The sequence below is a fragment of the Comamonas sp. w2-DMI genome (assembly GCF_040187735.1).
GTDB lineage: Bacteria > Pseudomonadota > Gammaproteobacteria > Burkholderiales > Burkholderiaceae_C > Comamonas > Comamonas terrae.
Map to the genome: position 1 here is coordinate 109,229 of NZ_JBANEL010000002.1, position 16,127 is coordinate 125,355.

General features: G+C 66.8%; 17 protein-coding genes and 1 pseudogene. 6 read left to right on the forward strand and 12 right to left on the reverse strand.

The window, feature by feature from the left end; genetic code table 11:
• The first annotated feature begins 64 nt into the window (after window positions 1-64).
• The 5 genes from V8Z74_RS03240 to V8Z74_RS03260 all read left to right on the forward strand — a co-directional run bounded on the left by V8Z74_RS03240 (window position 65) and on the right by V8Z74_RS03260 (window position 5,014).
• A complete protein-coding gene (locus V8Z74_RS03240; RefSeq protein ID WP_066471680.1) occupies window positions 65-1,045 on the forward strand; it encodes a Bug family tripartite tricarboxylate transporter substrate binding protein in 981 nt (326 codons plus the stop codon).
• A gap of 2 nt (window positions 1,046-1,047) precedes the next feature.
• Window positions 1,048-2,331, forward strand: a complete 1,284-nt coding sequence (locus tag V8Z74_RS03245; RefSeq protein WP_349707916.1) for a CaiB/BaiF CoA transferase family protein — start codon at window positions 1,048-1,050, stop codon at window positions 2,329-2,331.
• Complete coding sequence (locus V8Z74_RS03250) at window positions 2,316-2,708, forward strand: cupin domain-containing protein (RefSeq protein WP_349707918.1); 393 nt, start codon at window positions 2,316-2,318, stop codon at window positions 2,706-2,708. The genes V8Z74_RS03245 and V8Z74_RS03250 overlap by 16 nt, the downstream gene beginning before the upstream one ends.
• Before the next feature lie 82 nt (window positions 2,709-2,790).
• Window positions 2,791-3,954: an acyl-CoA dehydrogenase family protein gene (locus tag V8Z74_RS03255; protein WP_349707920.1), complete on the forward strand. Its 1,164-nt coding sequence runs from the start codon at window positions 2,791-2,793 to the stop codon at window positions 3,952-3,954.
• Between the two features lie 109 nt (window positions 3,955-4,063).
• The gene (locus tag V8Z74_RS03260; protein ID WP_349707922.1) at window positions 4,064-5,014 is read left to right on the forward strand and encodes a LysR family transcriptional regulator; all 951 of its coding nucleotides are present in this window, start codon (window positions 4,064-4,066) and stop codon (window positions 5,012-5,014) included.
• Here the strand turns inward: V8Z74_RS03260 and V8Z74_RS03265 are convergent.
• The 12 genes and pseudogenes from V8Z74_RS03265 to V8Z74_RS03315 all read right to left on the reverse strand — a co-directional run bounded on the left by V8Z74_RS03265 (window position 4,997) and on the right by V8Z74_RS03315 (window position 14,949).
• Entirely contained in the window at window positions 4,997-5,506 is a 510-nt protein-coding gene (locus V8Z74_RS03265) for a PH domain-containing protein (RefSeq protein ID WP_349707924.1), read from the reverse strand. The two genes, V8Z74_RS03260 and V8Z74_RS03265, sit on opposite strands and share 18 nt — an antisense overlap.
• A gap of 19 nt (window positions 5,507-5,525) precedes the next feature.
• Window positions 5,526-7,058: an L-piperidine-6-carboxylate dehydrogenase gene (amaB, locus tag V8Z74_RS03270; RefSeq protein ID WP_349707926.1), complete on the reverse strand. Its 1,533-nt coding sequence runs from the start codon at window positions 7,056-7,058 to the stop codon at window positions 5,526-5,528.
• Between the two features lie 27 nt (window positions 7,059-7,085).
• Window positions 7,086-8,228 (reverse strand): saccharopine dehydrogenase family protein, encoded by a 1,143-nt coding sequence (locus tag V8Z74_RS03275; protein WP_502879428.1) that lies wholly within the window; start codon window positions 8,226-8,228, stop codon window positions 7,086-7,088.
• 238 nt (window positions 8,229-8,466) lie between these two features.
• On the reverse strand, window positions 8,467-9,360 hold the full coding sequence (mmsB, locus tag V8Z74_RS03280) for a 3-hydroxyisobutyrate dehydrogenase (protein ID WP_349707928.1): 894 nt from the start codon (window positions 9,358-9,360) through the stop codon (window positions 8,467-8,469).
• A 74-nt stretch (window positions 9,361-9,434) separates the two neighbouring features.
• Window positions 9,435-9,854 carry a DUF488 domain-containing protein gene (locus tag V8Z74_RS03285; protein WP_349707930.1) on the reverse strand — a complete coding sequence of 140 codons (420 nt, stop codon included), beginning with the start codon at window positions 9,852-9,854 and terminating at the stop codon, window positions 9,435-9,437.
• A gap of 12 nt (window positions 9,855-9,866) precedes the next feature.
• On the reverse strand, window positions 9,867-10,280 hold the full coding sequence (locus tag V8Z74_RS03290; protein WP_349707932.1) for a TfoX/Sxy family protein: 414 nt from the start codon (window positions 10,278-10,280) through the stop codon (window positions 9,867-9,869).
• Between the two features lie 6 nt (window positions 10,281-10,286).
• Entirely contained in the window at window positions 10,287-11,453 is a 1,167-nt protein-coding gene (locus V8Z74_RS03295) for an acyl-CoA dehydrogenase family protein (protein ID WP_349707934.1), read from the reverse strand.
• Between the two features lie 72 nt (window positions 11,454-11,525).
• Window positions 11,526-11,957 (reverse strand): lysozyme inhibitor LprI family protein, encoded by a 432-nt coding sequence (locus tag V8Z74_RS03300; RefSeq protein ID WP_502879429.1) that lies wholly within the window; start codon window positions 11,955-11,957, stop codon window positions 11,526-11,528.
• A complete protein-coding gene (locus V8Z74_RS03305; protein WP_349707936.1) occupies window positions 11,954-12,361 on the reverse strand; it encodes a lysozyme inhibitor LprI family protein in 408 nt (135 codons plus the stop codon). The genes V8Z74_RS03300 and V8Z74_RS03305 overlap by 4 nt, the downstream gene beginning before the upstream one ends.
• A gap of 4 nt (window positions 12,362-12,365) precedes the next feature.
• Window positions 12,366-12,701, reverse strand: a pseudogene (locus V8Z74_RS26235) (lysozyme inhibitor LprI family protein); the annotation flags it as partial.
• A 9-nt stretch (window positions 12,702-12,710) separates the two neighbouring features.
• Window positions 12,711-14,234, reverse strand: a complete 1,524-nt coding sequence (locus tag V8Z74_RS03310) for a CoA-acylating methylmalonate-semialdehyde dehydrogenase (RefSeq protein WP_349707938.1) — start codon at window positions 14,232-14,234, stop codon at window positions 12,711-12,713.
• Between the two features lie 190 nt (window positions 14,235-14,424).
• A complete protein-coding gene (locus V8Z74_RS03315) occupies window positions 14,425-14,949 on the reverse strand; it encodes a MarR family winged helix-turn-helix transcriptional regulator (RefSeq protein WP_157081775.1) in 525 nt (174 codons plus the stop codon).
• A 204-nt stretch (window positions 14,950-15,153) separates the two neighbouring features.
• Between V8Z74_RS03315 and V8Z74_RS03320 the strand changes: the two genes are divergently transcribed.
• Window positions 15,154-16,116: a tripartite tricarboxylate transporter substrate binding protein gene (locus V8Z74_RS03320; RefSeq protein WP_349707940.1), complete on the forward strand. Its 963-nt coding sequence runs from the start codon at window positions 15,154-15,156 to the stop codon at window positions 16,114-16,116.
• Window positions 16,117-16,127 lie beyond the last annotated feature (11 nt).

Sequence of the window (16,127 nt, forward strand, 5' to 3'; positions counted from 1 at the left end):
TGAACGCCTCAGCATGCAGGGCAGGCGCCGGATACAGGGGCCGCATCTGACCAAGGAGACAAGCATGAAAAAGCGTTATCTACTGGGCGCCGGCGCTGCAGCCGCCATGGCGGCCGGCCTGGGCTTTGCCCTGCCTGCGCTGGCGCAGGAGAGCTATCCGAGTGCCCCCATCACGCTGGTGGTGCCGTTCGCCGCAGGCAGCGGCACCGACGCCGTGGCCCGCGTGGTGGCCAGCAAGCTGGGCGAGCGGCTCAAGCAGCCCGTGATCGTGGACAACCGCGCCGGGGCCAACGCCCAGATCGCGGCCGTGCATGTGGCCAAGGCCAAGCCGGACGGCTATACGCTGTTCATGACCACCAACACCTCGCACTCGGCCAACCCCTGGCTGGTCAAGGGCCTCAAGTACGACCCGATCAAGGATTTCACGCCCGTGGCGCGCGTGGGCGAGCTGCCGTTCGCGCTGATCGTGCACCCCTCGGTGCCGGCCAGGACGGTGGCCGAGCTGATCGCCTACGCCAAGGCACATCCCGACCAGCTTTCCTACGGCACGCCCAACAGCACCTCGCTGGTGGCCTCGGAAACCTTCAAGTACATCACCAGGACGCAGATCACCGGCGTGCCCTACAAGTCCAGCCCGCAGGCGCTGACCGACGTGATGGGCAACCAGATCCAGATGTATGTGGCCGACCTGGGCTCGGCCTGGGGCACGCTCAAGACCGACCGCGTGCGCACGCTGGGCGTGACGGCGGCCAAGGGTTCGCAGCTGCTGCCCCATGTGCCGGCCATCGCCAAGACGCTGCCGGGCTTCGACATCACCTCGTGGAACGGCATCTTCGGCCCGGCCGGCATGCCCAGGGCCATTGCCGAGCGCATCAACGGCGAGCTGCAGCTCATCCTCAAGGACAGGGCCGTGCAGGAGCAACTGGCCCAGGTAGGCTTCGAAGTCTGGCCCACGGCCACGCCCGACGAGTTCGCCGCCTATGTGAAGGAGCAGCTTGCCAAATGGGGCCAGCTGGTCAAGCAGGCCGGCATCGAGGCGCAGTGAGGATGGCGGCCATGCACAGCGACAGCAGACAGGCGGCGGGCACGCCAGCCGGTCCCCTGGCCGGCGTGAAGGTGGTGGACATGACTTCGGTGGTCATGGGGCCGTTCGCCACGCAGATCCTGGCGGCCCTGGGAGCCGACGTGATCAAGGTCGAGTCTCCCGAGGGCGACAACATGCGCCACGTGGGCCCCATGCGCAATCCCGGCATGGGCCCCATCTTTCTGCAGGCCAACCAGGGCAAGCGCTCCATCGTGCTCGATCTCAAGCAGGCTGCCGCGCGCGAGGCGCTGCTGCAGCTGCTGGCCGATGCCGATGTGTTCATCAGCAATGTGCGGCCCCAGGCCATGGCGCGGCTGGGCCTGGCCTACGAGGATCTGGCGCAGCGCCATCCGCGCCTCATCCATGTGAGCTGCTGCGGCTTCGACCAGGCCGGCCCGTATGCGGCCCGCCCCGCCTATGACGACCTGATCCAGGGGGCGACCGGCGTGCCCTGGCTGGCCCAGCAGTACGGCGGCGGCGAGCCCGCGTACGCGCCCATGACGCTGGGCGACCGCGTCACGGGCCTGCATGCGGTCTATGCGGTCACGGCCGCGCTGTATGCGCGCGAGAAGACAGGGCAGGGGCAGGCCGTGATTGTGCCCATGTTCGAGGCCATGACGCAGTTCATCCTGGGCGACCACATGGCCGGGCTGAGCTTCGAGCCGCCGCTGGGCGATGCCGGCTATGCGCGGCTGCTCACGCGCCACCGCAAGCCCTACCGCACGCGCGACGGCCATCTGTGCGTGCTGATCTACAACGACAAGCACTGGCACAGTTTCTTCAACGCCATAGGCCAGGGCGAGCGCATGCGCGAACCCATGTTCGCCACCCACGGCCAGCGCGCGGCGAACATCGACGCCGTCTATGCCGAGGTGGCGCGCCTGATGGAGGAACGCAGCACGGCCGAATGGCGGGCGCTGCTGGATGCGGCCGACGTGCCCAACATGCCCATGGCCTCGCCCGAGGACCTGCTGGCCGACCCGCACCACGCGGCCACGGGCTTTGTGCGCGAGATCGACCATCCCACGGAAGGGCGGCTGCGCACCACGGGCAACCCCACGCAGTGGAGCGGCACGCCCGCGCCTGCCCATGCCGCCGCCGCACCGCAACTGGGCCAGCATACCTTGCAGGTGCTGCGCGAGGCAGGCCTTGCCGAGGCCCGGATCGCCGCTCTGCAAGCCAGCGGCGCCTGCATGCAGGCGCCCTCATCGAACGACACGGAGAAAAACCCATGCCCCGCTATCTGATACGCGAGCAGGACGTGCAGGGCTACAGCCCCGCCAACCACCACGGCACCGTGAACCGGCGCCTCGTCAGCCAGGCCAATGTGGGCGCGCGCCACATGGAGGTGGTGCTGGGTACGCTGGAAAAAGGCGGCGGCGCGCTGCCGCATGCCCACCCGGGCATGGAGCAGGCCTGCTACCTGCTCGAGGGCACGGCCGAGGTGGAGGTGGAAAGCGAGGGCCGGACCGAGCGCTTTGCCATGCAGGTCGGCGATACCTGCTTCTTCCCCGAGGACTGCATGCACGTGTTCCGCGTCACCAGCGACACGCCCGTGCGCCTGCTGGTCATCTACAGCCCGCCCTATGGCGAGGACCCGGCGCGCGTGCGCCGCCCCGCTTGAACAAAGTAATAGCTGAAAGCGCTTGAGGGACAAGCGTTTGAGCTTGATTTCATTCAAAAAAACGGACAGAAGAGAGCAAGCCATGGACTTTTTGTGGAGCGCCGAGCAGGAACAGATCCGCGAGGCCGTGCAGCGCGCCTGCGCGCCTTTCGACGACGACTACTGGCTCAGGAAGGACAGGGACGGCGGTTTTCCGCATGACTTCCACCAGGCCCTGGCCGAGGCCGGCTGGCTGGGCATCGCCATGCCCGAGGAGTTCGGCGGCGCCGGCCTGGGCATCAGCGAAGCGGCGCTGATGATGCACACCATCTCGGCCACGGGCGCGGGCCTGTCGGGCGCATCGGCCGTGCACATGAACATCTTCGGCCTGCACCCGGCCGTGGTCTTCGGCACGGACGAACAGAAGCAGCGCTGGCTGCCGCCGCTGATCGCGGGCCGGGACAAGGCCTGCTTCGGCGTGACCGAGCCCAATGCGGGCCTGAACACCCTCAAGCTGCAGACCCGCGCCGTGCGCGAAGGCGATGTCTATGTGGTGCATGGGCAGAAGGTATTCATCTCCACGGCCCAGGTGGCCAACAAGATATTGCTGCTGGCGCGCACCAAGCCCGTGGAGGAATGCCAGGGCACCGAAGGCCTGTCGCTGTTCTATACCGATCTGGACCGCAGCCGCATCGCCGTGACCGAGATCGAGAAGATGGGCCGCAAGTGCGTGGACACCAACCAGCTCTTCATCGACGGGCTGCGCATTCCCGTGGAGGACCGCATCGGCGAGGAGGGCAAGGGCTTCTCGTACATCCTGCACGGCCTCAATCCCGAGCGCATCCTGATCGCCGCCGAAGCCGTGGGCCTGGGCCGTGCGGCCCTGGCGCGCGCCACCCAGTATGCGAACGAGCGCGTGGTTTTCGACCGGCCCATCGGTCAGAACCAGGGCGTGCAGCACCCCCTGGCCCAGGCCTGGATGGGGCTGGAGGCCGCGCACCTGATGGTGCAGAAGGCCGCCTTCCTCTACGACCAGGGACTGCCTTGCGGCGCCGAGGCCAATGCCGCCAAGTACCTGGCCGCCGAAGCCTGCGCCAAGGCCTGCGAGACCGCCATCTTCACGCATGGCGGCATGGGCTATGCCAAGGAATTCCATGTGGAGCGCTATATGCGCGAGTCGTGGATTCCGCGCCTGGCGCCCGTGAGCCCGCAGCTCATCATGTGCTTCATTGCCGAGAAGGTGCTTGGCTTGCCGAAGTCGTATTGATAACCCCCTGAGCGGCTGCGCCGCTTCCCCCTGGAAGGGGGACGACGCCTTCGGCTAGGCGCCCCCACCGCGAGGCGGCTCTTGCTCGGCGTCTCTGGCGAAAGGGGCGATGCCTGTCGCCGCGCCTGCATGGCAAGATCAGCTCATGAAGACTCATCTGCTACGGTATTTCGTGGTTCTGGCCGAGGAGCTGCACTTCGGCCGGGCGGCCCAGCGCCTGTGCATCACCCAGCCGCCGCTGAGCATGGCGCTCAAGGCGCTGGAGCAGGACCTGGGCACGGTGCTCATGGAGCGCGACGCCAAGAACGTGAAGCTCACCCCTGCGGGCGAGGCTTTTCTGCACGAGGCGCGCAAGGTGCTGGCGCAGCTGCAGCATGCGGCCGAGGTGGTGCGCGGCGTGGCCCTGGGCCTGCAGGGGCGGCTCGATATCGGCATCACGGGCTCCATGGTCTATCGCCAGGTGCCAGGCTTTTGCCGGGCCTTTCGCGCCGAGCGTCCGCTGGTGGAGCTGTGTCTGCACGAGATGTCCACGCGCGACCAGCTGCAGGCCATAGCCAGCGGGCAGATCGACTGCGGCTTCCTGAACATCGGCACGCCGCCCGACGGCATGCGCACGCTGTCCATCGGCGAGGAGCCCTTTGTCTGCTGCCTGCCCAGCGAGCATGCACTGGCCCAGCGTGCCGAGATCGACCTGCGCGAGCTGGCCCAGGACACTTTCGTCATGTTCGCGCGCGAGGTGGCGCCGGCCAATTACGACAATGTCATCGCCTGCCTGCAGCAGGCTGGCGTCCATCCCCATACGCGCCATGCCGCGCGCCAGTGGCTGACCGTCATAGCCCTGGTGTCGGCCGGGCAGGGTGTGGCCCTGGTGCCGGCCTGCATGCAGACGGTGGGCATGAACGGCGTGCGGTTTGCGGCGCTGCGCGGCAGCAGGGTGACCACGCCGGCGGTGCTGGCCTGGCGCGCGCAGCGCATGCCGGCCGTGCTCGAGGCCTTCGTGGCCAGTGTGCAGCGCCTCGTGGAGGCCGGCCCGCCCGGGCTCTCAGCCGGAATCCGCTAGCCCCGAAACCTGTCGCACATCGCGCACAAAGTCCTGGGGCGAGGCGGGCGAGACCACGATCGTGCGGCCGGCAAGGCGCAGCACCACCGTGCGGTGCGGGTCCATGACAAAGGCCCGGTACCTGCCCAGTTTCTTGCTGCGAAAAAGTCCGGTGAACGCATACAGGCCGCCATTGCCCCAGAGGCGCATGCTGCCGCGCATGACATCGGGCTCGGCGTGAACCGATTGCAGGGCGGCCGCTCCTGCCCAGGGCAGGCGGGTGGTCCAGAGCAGGCGCCGCACCAGCAGCGCATCGGCCGTGACCACATAGCCGCGCACCGTGAACAGCGCGCAGACCGCGAGCACCACCAGAGGCAGCAGGAGGGGCCAACGCAGCCCGGAATGGCGGCTCAGTGCGAAACCCGTCGAGATGCCCAGGCACAGCAGGCTGCTCAGCACGGAGATGAGGATCAGCGAACGGCCCCAGGGCGCCCGGTGTTCCTTGGCAGGCATGGTCTTCAGCATCCGCGTTTCACCCGAACCGGATGCCTTGCGCCAGCGGCAGCTCGCGCGAGTAGTTGATGGTGTTGGTCGTGCGGCGCATGTACTGCTTCCAGGCGTCCGAGCCGCTTTCGCGGTCGCCGCCGGTCTCCTTCTCGCCGCCAAAGGCCCCGCCTATCTCCGCGCCGCTGGGGCCGATGTTCACGTTGGCCATGCCGCAATCCGAGCCGGCTGCACTCAGAAAGGTTTCCACCTCGCGCAGGTCGTTGGAGAAAATGCAGGAAGACAGGCCCTGCGGCACGTCGTTGTTCCAGGCGATGGCCTGCTCCAGCTCTTCATAGCTCAGCACATAGAGCAGGGGCGCGAAGGTCTCCTGCCGCACGATGGCCATCTGCTCGGGCATGTCCACGATGGCCGGCTCCACATAAAAGCCCTGGGGAAACGGTTCTGCGAGCACGCGCCGGCCGCCGGCGAGCACTGTGCCGCCTTGCTGCCGCGCCTGGGCGAGGGCATGCTGCATTGCATTGAAAGCCGCCTCGTCGATCAGTGGCCCCACCAGGGTGCCGGGCTGCAGCGGATCGCCTATGCGCAGGCTGGCATAGGCCTTGAGCAGCTTGTCCAGCAGGGCCGGCTTCACATCCCTGTGCACGATCAGCCGCCGCAGCGTGGTGCAGCGCTGGCCGGCCGTGCCCACGGCGCTGAAGACGATGGCGCGTACCGCCAGGTCCAGATCGGCCGCGGGCGTGACAATCATGGCGTTGTTGCCGCCCAGCTCCAGGATGCGCTTGCCAAAGCGCGCCGCCACCCGGGGTCCCACGGCGCGGCCCATGCGGCTGGAGCCCGTGGCCGACACCAGGGCGATCTGCGGGCTGTCCACCAGGGCTTCGGCGACATCGCTCCCGCCCAGCACAATCTGGGCCAGGCCCGCCGGTGCACGGTCGCCGAATGGAACCGTGAATTGAGCGATCGCACGCTCCAGCGCCTTGAAGGTGGCTAGGCCCGACAGCGGCGCTTTTTCGGAGGGCTTGAATATCACGGGGTTGCCGCAGACCAGAGCGATCGCTGCATTCCAGGCAAACACCGCACTGGGGAAATTGAAGGCCGTGATCACGGCCACCGGCCCCAGCGGGTGGTATTGCTCCATGATGCGGTGGCCCGGCCGTTCCGAAACAATGGTCTTGCCGTGCAGCTGGCGCGACAGGCCCAGCGCGAATTCGCAGATGTCCACGGCCTCCTGCACCTCGCCCAGGCCTTCCTGCACGATCTTGCCGACCTCGCGCGAGACGACATGGCCTATGTCCGCCTTGGCGCGGCGCAGCTCCTCGCCCCACAGCCGCACCAGCTCGCCGCGCACCGGTGCGGGCGTCAGCCGCCATTGCCTGAAGGCCTGGTCCGCGCGGCCGATGACGGCAGGCATGTGTGCCGCGGGCAGGGCCGCCAGGCGGGCCAGTTCGGTGCCGTCGATGGGCGAGCGCACGGCAATGTCGGAGCCTTGCAGCGCGGACAGGTCAATGCCGCAGCGCTGCAGCACGGTGGCGAAATCGTCTAAGGGCAATGCAGTCATGGGTTTTCCTGGAGCGAATCGAAAACTTCAACGGTGGACGGCCTGGGGGACGGGCGCGGCAGATTCCGCGCCATTTTGGGCATCTTCGCGCAGGCCTTCAAAGTAATGTCCCACGCGGGTGGCCAGCAAGGCGGAAAGCGTGCATTGCTCCTGGCGCACAAAGCCGTGCTGCGGCAGCCGGCCGGTGGCGAACAGTTCCACCGCGCCCAGCATGCCGGCGGCCGTGGTCAGCTCGATGGCCGTGCGATGCCGTCCGCGCAGCGGCGCGCCGTAGATGCGCACCGTGCGCGTCTCCTGCTCCAGCCGGCCGCTCCGCAGGCCGGTGGCCGTGGCGGCAATCACCACCATGTCGTCGCGGCTGTGGGGCACGGCGCCTTCCAGCACCTGGCGCAGCAGGTCGCGCCGCTCCATCAGGCGCAGGCCGTGCAGCAGCAGGTGCATGGCGTCGCGGTGGCCGGGGTGGCGCAGGGTCTTGTAGCTGAGGTTGCGCACGCGGCCCTGCAGCGTCTCGCACAGCGTGCCCAGGCCGCCGGAGGTGTTGAAGGCCTCGAACTGCTGGCCGTCCAGGAGCCAGCTTTCCAGTCCCTCCAGCGGCTGTACTTGCGTCAATTGACCGTTCACGATGGCATCGCAGGGATTGCAGTACTCGTTGATGAGGCCGTCTATGCTCCAGGTGAAGTGGTAGCGCAGGGCATTCGTGGCGTGGACCGTCAGCGCGCCCACGCGCAGCTGCAGCTCGTGCAGCGCGTCGAACTGCCCCGCCAGGTGCCCGCCCAGCATACCTATCACGCCCGGCGCCAGCCCGCACTGCGGCATCAGCACCGCGCGCGCCTGCGGCGCGAGAGCCCGTATGGCACGCGTGGCGGCAACGTCCTCGGTCAGGTCGAAATAGTGGACTCCATGCTGGGCTGCGGCGGTTGCGACCCGCGCCGCGCAGAAGAAAGGCAGGGCATTGATGACCAGGGAGTGCTTGCGCAGTGCCTCGGCCAGCGCGGCGTCATTCTGTATGTCCAGTTGCAGGCGGTTGATCAGCGGATCGCTGGCGGCGGGCGATGGCTGCATGTCCGCCAGCGTGGCAGAGAGGCCATGCAGCTCGGCCAGCATATCGGCAATCGTGGAACCTATCTTGCCGGCACCCAGGATGAGGATGGCTTCGAGAGGATTCTTCATGATGGCCTCCTTTGAGAACGTGTCCACGCTCTCTGCGCCGCTGACGGATCAACACGACTGGCGCCAATCAGGTCCGGGCGCGAGCATCGCCTCAAGACACCGGCTTGGTGCACCTTGTTTGCGCATGTCCTTGTCCATTCTGAGAGCTTGCAGCGCAGTGTCAATCAGCCGTCAAGACAAAGACCGCATGGCTCTCGCCGTGCGGTCTTTGTCGGGGAGAAGGCTGGACCCCAGGCCGTCACTTCTTTTGCATCATCTTGATCACGCTGGAGAAGTCTTCCGGCCCATGCCCCGCCAGACTGTGGGCGGCATAGAGCGCGCGGGCCATGCCGCCCAGTGGCGTGCTGGCCCTGACGGCCATGGCACTTTCCTGGGCCAGGCCCAGGTCCTTGAGCATGAGGTCGGTGCCGAAGCCGCCGGTGTAGCCGCGCGTGGCGGCGGAATTCTCCTGCACGCCGGGGTAGGGGTTGTAGACCTCGAGCGCCCAGTTGCCGCCCGAGCTGCGGCGCATGATCTCGGACAGCACCTTGGGGTCCAGCCCGTTGGCCACGCCCAGGGCGATGGCCTCGCTGGTGCCTATCATCAGAATGCCCAGCAGCATGTTGTTGCAGATCTTGGCAGTCTGGCCCGCACCCACGGCACCCGCGTGAAAGATGTTCTTGCCCATCTTCTCAAGCAGCGGCCGCGCGCGCTCCAGGTCGGCGTCGGCACCGCCCACCATGAAGGTCAGCGTGCCGGCGATGGCGCCGCCCGTGCCGCCGGAGACAGGGGCGTCGATGAAGGCAATGCCTGCGGCCTCGGCCGCCTTGGCCACCTTCTGGCTGGTGGCGGCGGCGATGGTGGAGCTGTCGATGACCAGCACGCCCTTGGCGATGTGCGCGAGCAGGCCGCCTGCGCCGTCGCGTCCCAGGTACAGCCCTTCGACATGCTGGCTGGCCGGCAGCATGGAAATCACGACCTCGGCGCCTTTCACGGCTTCCTCGGCGCTGGCCGCGGCCTGGCCGCCTTCGGCCTGGACTTTGGCGAGAGCCGGGGCACTGAGATCGAAGGCCTTGACGCTGTGGCCGGCCTTGACGAGATTGATGGCCATGGGGGCGCCCATATTACCGAGGCCGATGAAGGCGATCTGCATGTCTGTCTCCTTTGTATGCTATTGAAGATGTAGCTTGTTGCGCTTTGTCTGCCTGCGTTGGCGGCTGATTCTTTTCAGTTGGCGATGTCCGCTCCCTTGTCCTGCAGCAGGCTGCGCAGAATGCTGCGGTGGCAGCGCGCCTCGTTCGCGCAGTAGCAGCCCACGGCGAATGCGGCATGGTGCGACAGGGCGGCGAGCAGGCTCAGCGTGCGGTCGGCAGGTGCCTCGGCCAGCTGCTTGCGGAACAACTTGTCGAACTGCTTCCACAGTTTGTCGGCCTCGGCGGCCTGGCCCTGGTCCTGCAGGTGGTGGGATTCCAGCGCCAGCTTCATGGTGTCGGGCTCGGGCGAGAGCTCGGGATACCAGACGTCGTAGTAATCGCGGCTGGCGAACTCGGCCTTGGGCACGCCGCGCGGCGGGCGGCGCACCGTGCCTATGCGCAGGCCTTCGCCCGGGGCGCGCGGGGTACCGAGTCGGACGATGCGGACGGGCATGGCGGTTCTCTCCTATAGGTCGCTATCGAACACGCTGGGGCGCTTCGCCTGGCCTGCGCTTGAGGCCGCGGCCTTGCGCCGCGGCGATGCCTTCGCACGCGGGTTGTAGGCCAAGGCTTCGTCGAGCCAGAACTGCCATTGCCCGCGCGTGGCAAAGCCGTTGGGCTCCACCCAGAAGTAGCCCTGCATGCCGCCGCTGGGCGAGAGTTCGCGGGTGTTCTGCATTTCCATGAATTCGGTGTGCCGCTCGGGCGGCAGGCGTACGAGCAGCTCGCCGTGCTTCACGCCCAGGCACAGCTTGCCGTCCACGAAGAAACAGTAGCTGCCGAACAGCGTGCGCTCCTCCACGTCGCCGCGCACGGCCAGCGCCTCGCGCAGCGCAGCGATCAGCACCAGGGTTTCGGAGGACAGGGGCTTGGTGGGCATGGGCATTCAGCGGATGGCGTCGGGTGCATCGCCTTCCAGCATACGCCGCGCGATGATGACGCGCATGATCTCGTTCGTGCCTTCGAGGATCTGGTGCACGCGGGCGTCGCGCATCAAGCGCTCCAGCGGGTACTCGCGGATATAGCCGTAGCCGCCGTGCAGCTGCAGCGCCTCGTTGCAGACCATGAAGCCCGCATCGGTGGCAAAGCGCTTGGCCATGGCGCAGTAGGTGGAGGCGTCGCGCGCGCCGGCGTCGAGCTTGCTGGCGGCCAGGCGCACCATCTGGCGCGCGGCGACCAGCTCGGTCGCCATGTCGGCCAGCTTGAACTGCAGCGCCTGGAAGCTGGCGATGGGCTTGCCGAACTGCTTGCGCTCCTGCATGTAGCGCTGGGCCTGGGTGAGCGCGCCCTGGGCCGCGCCGACCGAGCAGGTGGCGATATTGATGCGCCCGCCGTCCAGTCCCTTCATGGCGATCTTGAAGCCTTCGCCTTCGCGGCCCAGCAGGTTGCGTGCGGGAATGCGCACGTTGTCGAAGCTGATCACGCGCGTGGGCTGGCTGTTCCAGCCCATTTTTTCTTCCTTCTTGCCGTAGCTGATGCCGGGCAGATCGGCCGGCACGGCAAAGGCGCTGATGCCGCTGGCGCCCGACTGCGCATCGCCGGTACGCGCCATGAGCACCAGCACGTCGGTGCTGCCCGCGCCGCTGATGAAGGCCTTGGCGCCATTGATCACGTATTCGTTGCCCATCAACTCGGCACGGGTCTTGATGGAGGCCGCGTCCGAGCCTGCCCCCGGTTCGGTCAGGCAGTAGCTGGCGAGCCTTTGCCCGCTGGTGAGCGGTTCGCCCCATTCGGCACGGACCTCGTCGGTAGCCCAGGTGCCCAGCATCCAGGTCGCCATGTTGTGGATGGTGATGAAGGCCGTGGTGGAGGGGTCGACGGCTGCCAGCTCCTCGAACACCAGCGTGGCATCCAGCCGCGGCAGGGCCAGGCCGCCCGCGCTCTCGGGTGCGTACAGGCCGCAGAAGCCCAGTTCGCCGGCCCTGGCAATGGCTTCGCGCGGGAAGACCTGCCCGCGGTCCCACTCGGCGGCATGCGGCGCCAGCTCTGCCAGGGCGAAGGCGCGGGCCGTGTCGGCAAAAGCGTGCTGATCTTCTGTCAGTTCAAAGTCCATCTCTGTCTCCTTTATTGTTTTATGAGGCTTTAGTGCTCGTGGAACAAGCGCTTGCAGCTATCGCATTCATAGTCATGGCGGCGGCCCGCGGTGCAGCCATTGCTTGAGTTCGCCATCGCGGGCCCTGATCTGCCGGACCAGGCATTCGTGGTAGCGGCGCGGCCAGTCGGGCTGGGCTTCGAACGTGGCCTGGGCCTGCTTGCAATGCTGGATGCGGTGGCGCGTCCATTCGCTTTGCTCCTTGCGCAGGGCAGGGCGCTCATGGGCCGAGAGGGCGCGCATCACATCGCCATAGAGAATCTGGTTGCCGGTATCGGCCTGCTGAAAATCCCGGATGGCGCAGGCATTGGTCTGCTGCACCGTGCCGCCGGGCACACAGTTGGCACCGGCCTGGGCATGGGCGCAGTGGCCGAGAACTGCCAAGAGCACGGCTGCCAGCGCATTTGCAGGAAGGCCTGGGACGCGGGCCGGGCCGAGATGAATGCAACAGGGCTTGCGGCTCATGGCTGTGCCCCGGCCTGGGTCAGAGGCTGCCAGTTTTGGCGGTAGGCCTTCACACGTTCCAGCCCCATGCGCAGCCGGCAGGCGACCTGGTCTTCCTTTTCATGAACATAGCCGTTGAGCCGGCAGCTTTGTTCGCGTTGCTCAAGCCAGCGCTTTTGCTCGGCATGGAACCTCTCGGCCTGAAGCTCGGGCAGATCCATTGCCATGGAGATATAGAGCACCTGCACGCCGTATTCGATGGTGGCCTGCCGCTCTTGCAGACAGGCCAGCGTGTTTTTTTTGCGCGTCGGCGCAGTCCAGCCCGTTTTGAGGCGGTTGCCGGGCGGGCGGCTGAAGGCCGTCGAGCAGTTCGGTGCGCCGCATGGCCATCCGGCTGCGGCATAGCGCGGCCTGGGCCAGGGCATTGGTGTCGGATGCGGGCCTGTTCGCGGGCGTGCATTCCGTGTCGCGGCGCCGCGCCCAGTCGCGTTGGCGGGCCCGCAGCTGTTCGCTTCGTTCGGCCGGCATCAGGTCATGGAGCTTTTTCAGGCTGTGCTCGAGCGCTGCATCGGCAGCGTCGGCTCGCTCATCCAGGCACTTCAGAGGGGCTTGCCCCTGGGCGGCTGGATCGCAGAACGCGCTGGCGGACTGCGCCGCCTTTTCCTGTGCAGCGGCACCGGCTGCCGCCAGACAAAGCAGAACTGCGTCCAACCTCCTGCAAGACCGTGGTGATGGCTGGAGGTCGGGAGGCCGGCGCAGTCGCATGTCTTGTTCTTACTTCAGGCTGATGGTGGTATTGACGCCCTGGCTGGTGGTGGAGTCGTCAAACCAGCGGGCCGTCACGGTCTTGGTCTGAGTGTAGAACAGCACAACCTGCTTGCCGTAGGGGCCCAGGTCGCCGAGCTTGGAGGCACGGCTGCCGGTGAACGAGAACAGCGGCACGGGCACGGGAATCGGCACGTTGATGCCGACCTGGCCCACGTCGATCTCTTCCTCGAACTTGCGCGCCGCGGCGCCCGACTGGGTGAAGATGGCCGTGCCGTTGCCATTGGGATTGGCATTGATCAGGGCGATGGCTTCGTCCAGGTTCTCGGCCTCCACGATGGCCAGCACGGGGCCGAAGATTTCCTGTTCGTAGATGCTCATGCCGGGCTTGACGCCGCTGAAGATGGTGGGACCGACGAAGTTGCCTTTTTCATAGCCGGCCACCTGCGGCTTGCGGCCATCCAGCTCCAGCTTGGCGCCTTCGGCCAGGCCGCGCTCGATCAGCCCTTCGACGCGCGACAGCGCCGCGCACGAGACCAGCGGGCCGACATCGGTGCCGGGCTCGGTGCCGCCGCTGACCTTGAGAGCCCTGGACTTTTCCACCAGCTCGGGAATCCAGTTGCGGGCTTCCCCCACCAGCACGGCCACCGACACGGCCATGCAGCGCTGGCCCGCGGCGCCGAAGGCGGCGCCCAGCAAGGCATTGAGCGACTGCTCCTTGTTCGCATCGGGCATGACGATGGCGTGGTTCTTGGCGCCCATCATGCATTGCACGCGCTTGCCGGCCAGGCTGGCGCGGTTGTAGACATGGGTGCCGACCTTGGTGGAGCCCACGAAGCTGATGGCCTTGATGTCGGGGTGGTCGCAGATGGCGTTGACCACGTCCTCGCCGCCATGCACCACGTTGAGCACGCCGGGCGGCACGCCGGCCTCCAGCGCCAGTTCGCACAGGCGCATGGTGACCATCGGGTCCTGCTCCGAGGGCTTGAGGATGAAGGTGTTGCCGGTGGCGATCGCCATCGGGAACATCCACAGCGGGATCATGGCCGGGAAATTGAACGGCGTGATGCCCGCGCACACGCCCAAGGGCTGCAGCAATGAATAGGTGTCCACGCCGCTGGCCACGTTGTTGGCCAGTTCGCCCAGCTGCAGCGTGCCGATATTGGCCGCATGTTCGACCACTTCCAGGCCGCGGAACACATCGCCTTCGGCATCGGGAAGGGTCTTGCCCTGTTCTGCCGTCAGGATGGCGGCCAGCTCCTTCATGTTCTCGCGGATCAGCTGCTGCAGCTTCAGGAAGATGCGGGCGCGTGCGCCGATGGGGGTCTTCTTCCAGGTCTTGAAGGCCTCCTTGGCATTGGCGACGGCGGCATTGACTTCCTCGGGCGTGGCGAAGGGAACGCGCGCCAGCACTTCCTGCGTGGCGGGGTTGATCAGGTCGCGCCATTGCGTGGTCTGCGATTCGACCATCTGGCCGTTGATCAGCAGCTTGACGGTGGGGGCCAGGACCTTGCTGGAGGTGGGGGCGTTCATGGGCTGTCTCCTGAGGCTGCCCGGTCGTGGCCGGGCCGTGTGTTGGATGAAACAGCGTGGGTCTCCCCACGCATGCAATCCATGGTATGTGTGCGCTTTTGCGCGGGCAAGCGCATTTTCTGCAAACAGCATGTGCATAAATGCACATGAGCCGACGCAACGGCACGGTGCTTTGCTGCGGCTGTGCAGCTCAGCCGCGCTTTCTGGCCTTTTGCAGATGCAGCGGTTCGTAAATCACACGCGCCCCGGGCGTGAGCTTGCTGCCCAGCTTGCCCAGCAGATGGATGAGCTGGGCTTGCTCGGTTTCCGTCAGCGGCGACAGCAGGCGCTTGTGGGCCAGCTCGACGGGCAGGGCCGCCTCGGTCAGCATGCGGTGGCCGGCCTCGGTCAGGGCCAGCTCATGCTGGCGTTTGTCGAGCATGCTTTGCGCACGCTGCAGCAGTCCGCGCTCTTCAAGGGAACGCACGAGGCGCATGGTCGTGACCTTGTCGAAGCCCAGAGCCCTGGCCAGCGAGGTCTGGTCGGTGCCGGGCACGGACTGCACAATGGTCAGCACGCCCCACTGGGGCGGGGTCAGGCTCAGCGAACGGCACTCTTCCTCGAAAATGCCGACCGAAAGCTGATGCGCGCGGCGCAGCAAAAAGCCCAGACGCTTGTACAGTGCCAGGGGCTGGGAGGCGTTGCCGGAAGAGGGAGAGGCAGTGGTGCGGTTCATTGCTGCGGATTCTGAAGGGGGAGATGCAGGTTTGCCAATGGGTCTGGCATCAGCCGAAGACTAAAGCCAACGCTTCGTTCAGCAGGGTCTGCTGGTGCTTGCCCTATGGATGAGCTGTATTTTGATAAGTAAACTGAATATATGCATGCTAACAAAATCGGAGGAGACACCATGCAGATAAAGTCATCGACAAGACGTGGATTCATGCACGGCGCCGCACAGCTTGCTGCCGCCGCTTCCCTCCTGCCAGCGGTCGGTGCCCGGGCCAATACGGAGGCCGTTGCGCCGATACGTCTCATCGTGCCCTTCACGCCGGGCACGGGCATCGACACGATTGCACGCACCGTGGGACCGCAGCTGTCCCAGCGCCTGGGGCGGCCCGTCATCGTGGACAACCGCCCCGGCGCATCGGGCAACATCGGCACCGAGGCCGTGGTGCGCGCGGCACCCAACGGGCAGACCCTGCTGGTGACGGTCAACACCCTGGTCATGAACGCGCCGCTGTATCCCAAGCTGCCCTTCAATCCGCTCAAGGACCTCGAGCCCATCTCGCTGACGAGCTGGGGCCAGCTGATCCTGGTGACGCCGGCGACGGCGCCGTTCAGAACGGCTGGCGACCTGGTTGCCGCGGCCAAGGAACGGCCGGGCCAGATCAATTACGCCTCGCCGGGCGTGGGCACGCCGCACCATATGTCCATGGAGCTGCTCAAGAACACCGCGCATGTCTCCATCACCCACATTCCCTATCGCGGTACGGGCCCGGCGCTGACCGACCTGATCGGCGGCCAGGTGGACTGCATGTTCCTGCCCATCCATGTGGCGCTGGCCCATGTCAAGTCGGGGCGCCTGCGCGCGCTGGGCATAGGCAGCCACCAGCGCCACCCGCTGCTGCCCGATGTGCCCACGCTGAAGGAGGCCAGGGCCGGCGACGTGAACGTGGACATGTGGTACGGCATTTTCGCGCCGGCCGGCATGCCCGCCGATCAGCTGCAGACGTTGAACCAGGAGCTGCGCGCCATCCTGGCGACGGACGAGGTCAAGCGCGCCTTCGAGCCCCAGGGCATGGATCCGGCCAGCAGCACGCCCGAAGAGTTCAGAACCCTGGTGCAAAAGGACGCCAGGCGCTGGGCCGATCTGGTCAGGAGCCGCGGCATCACCGCGCAATAAGGCAGGCCCGA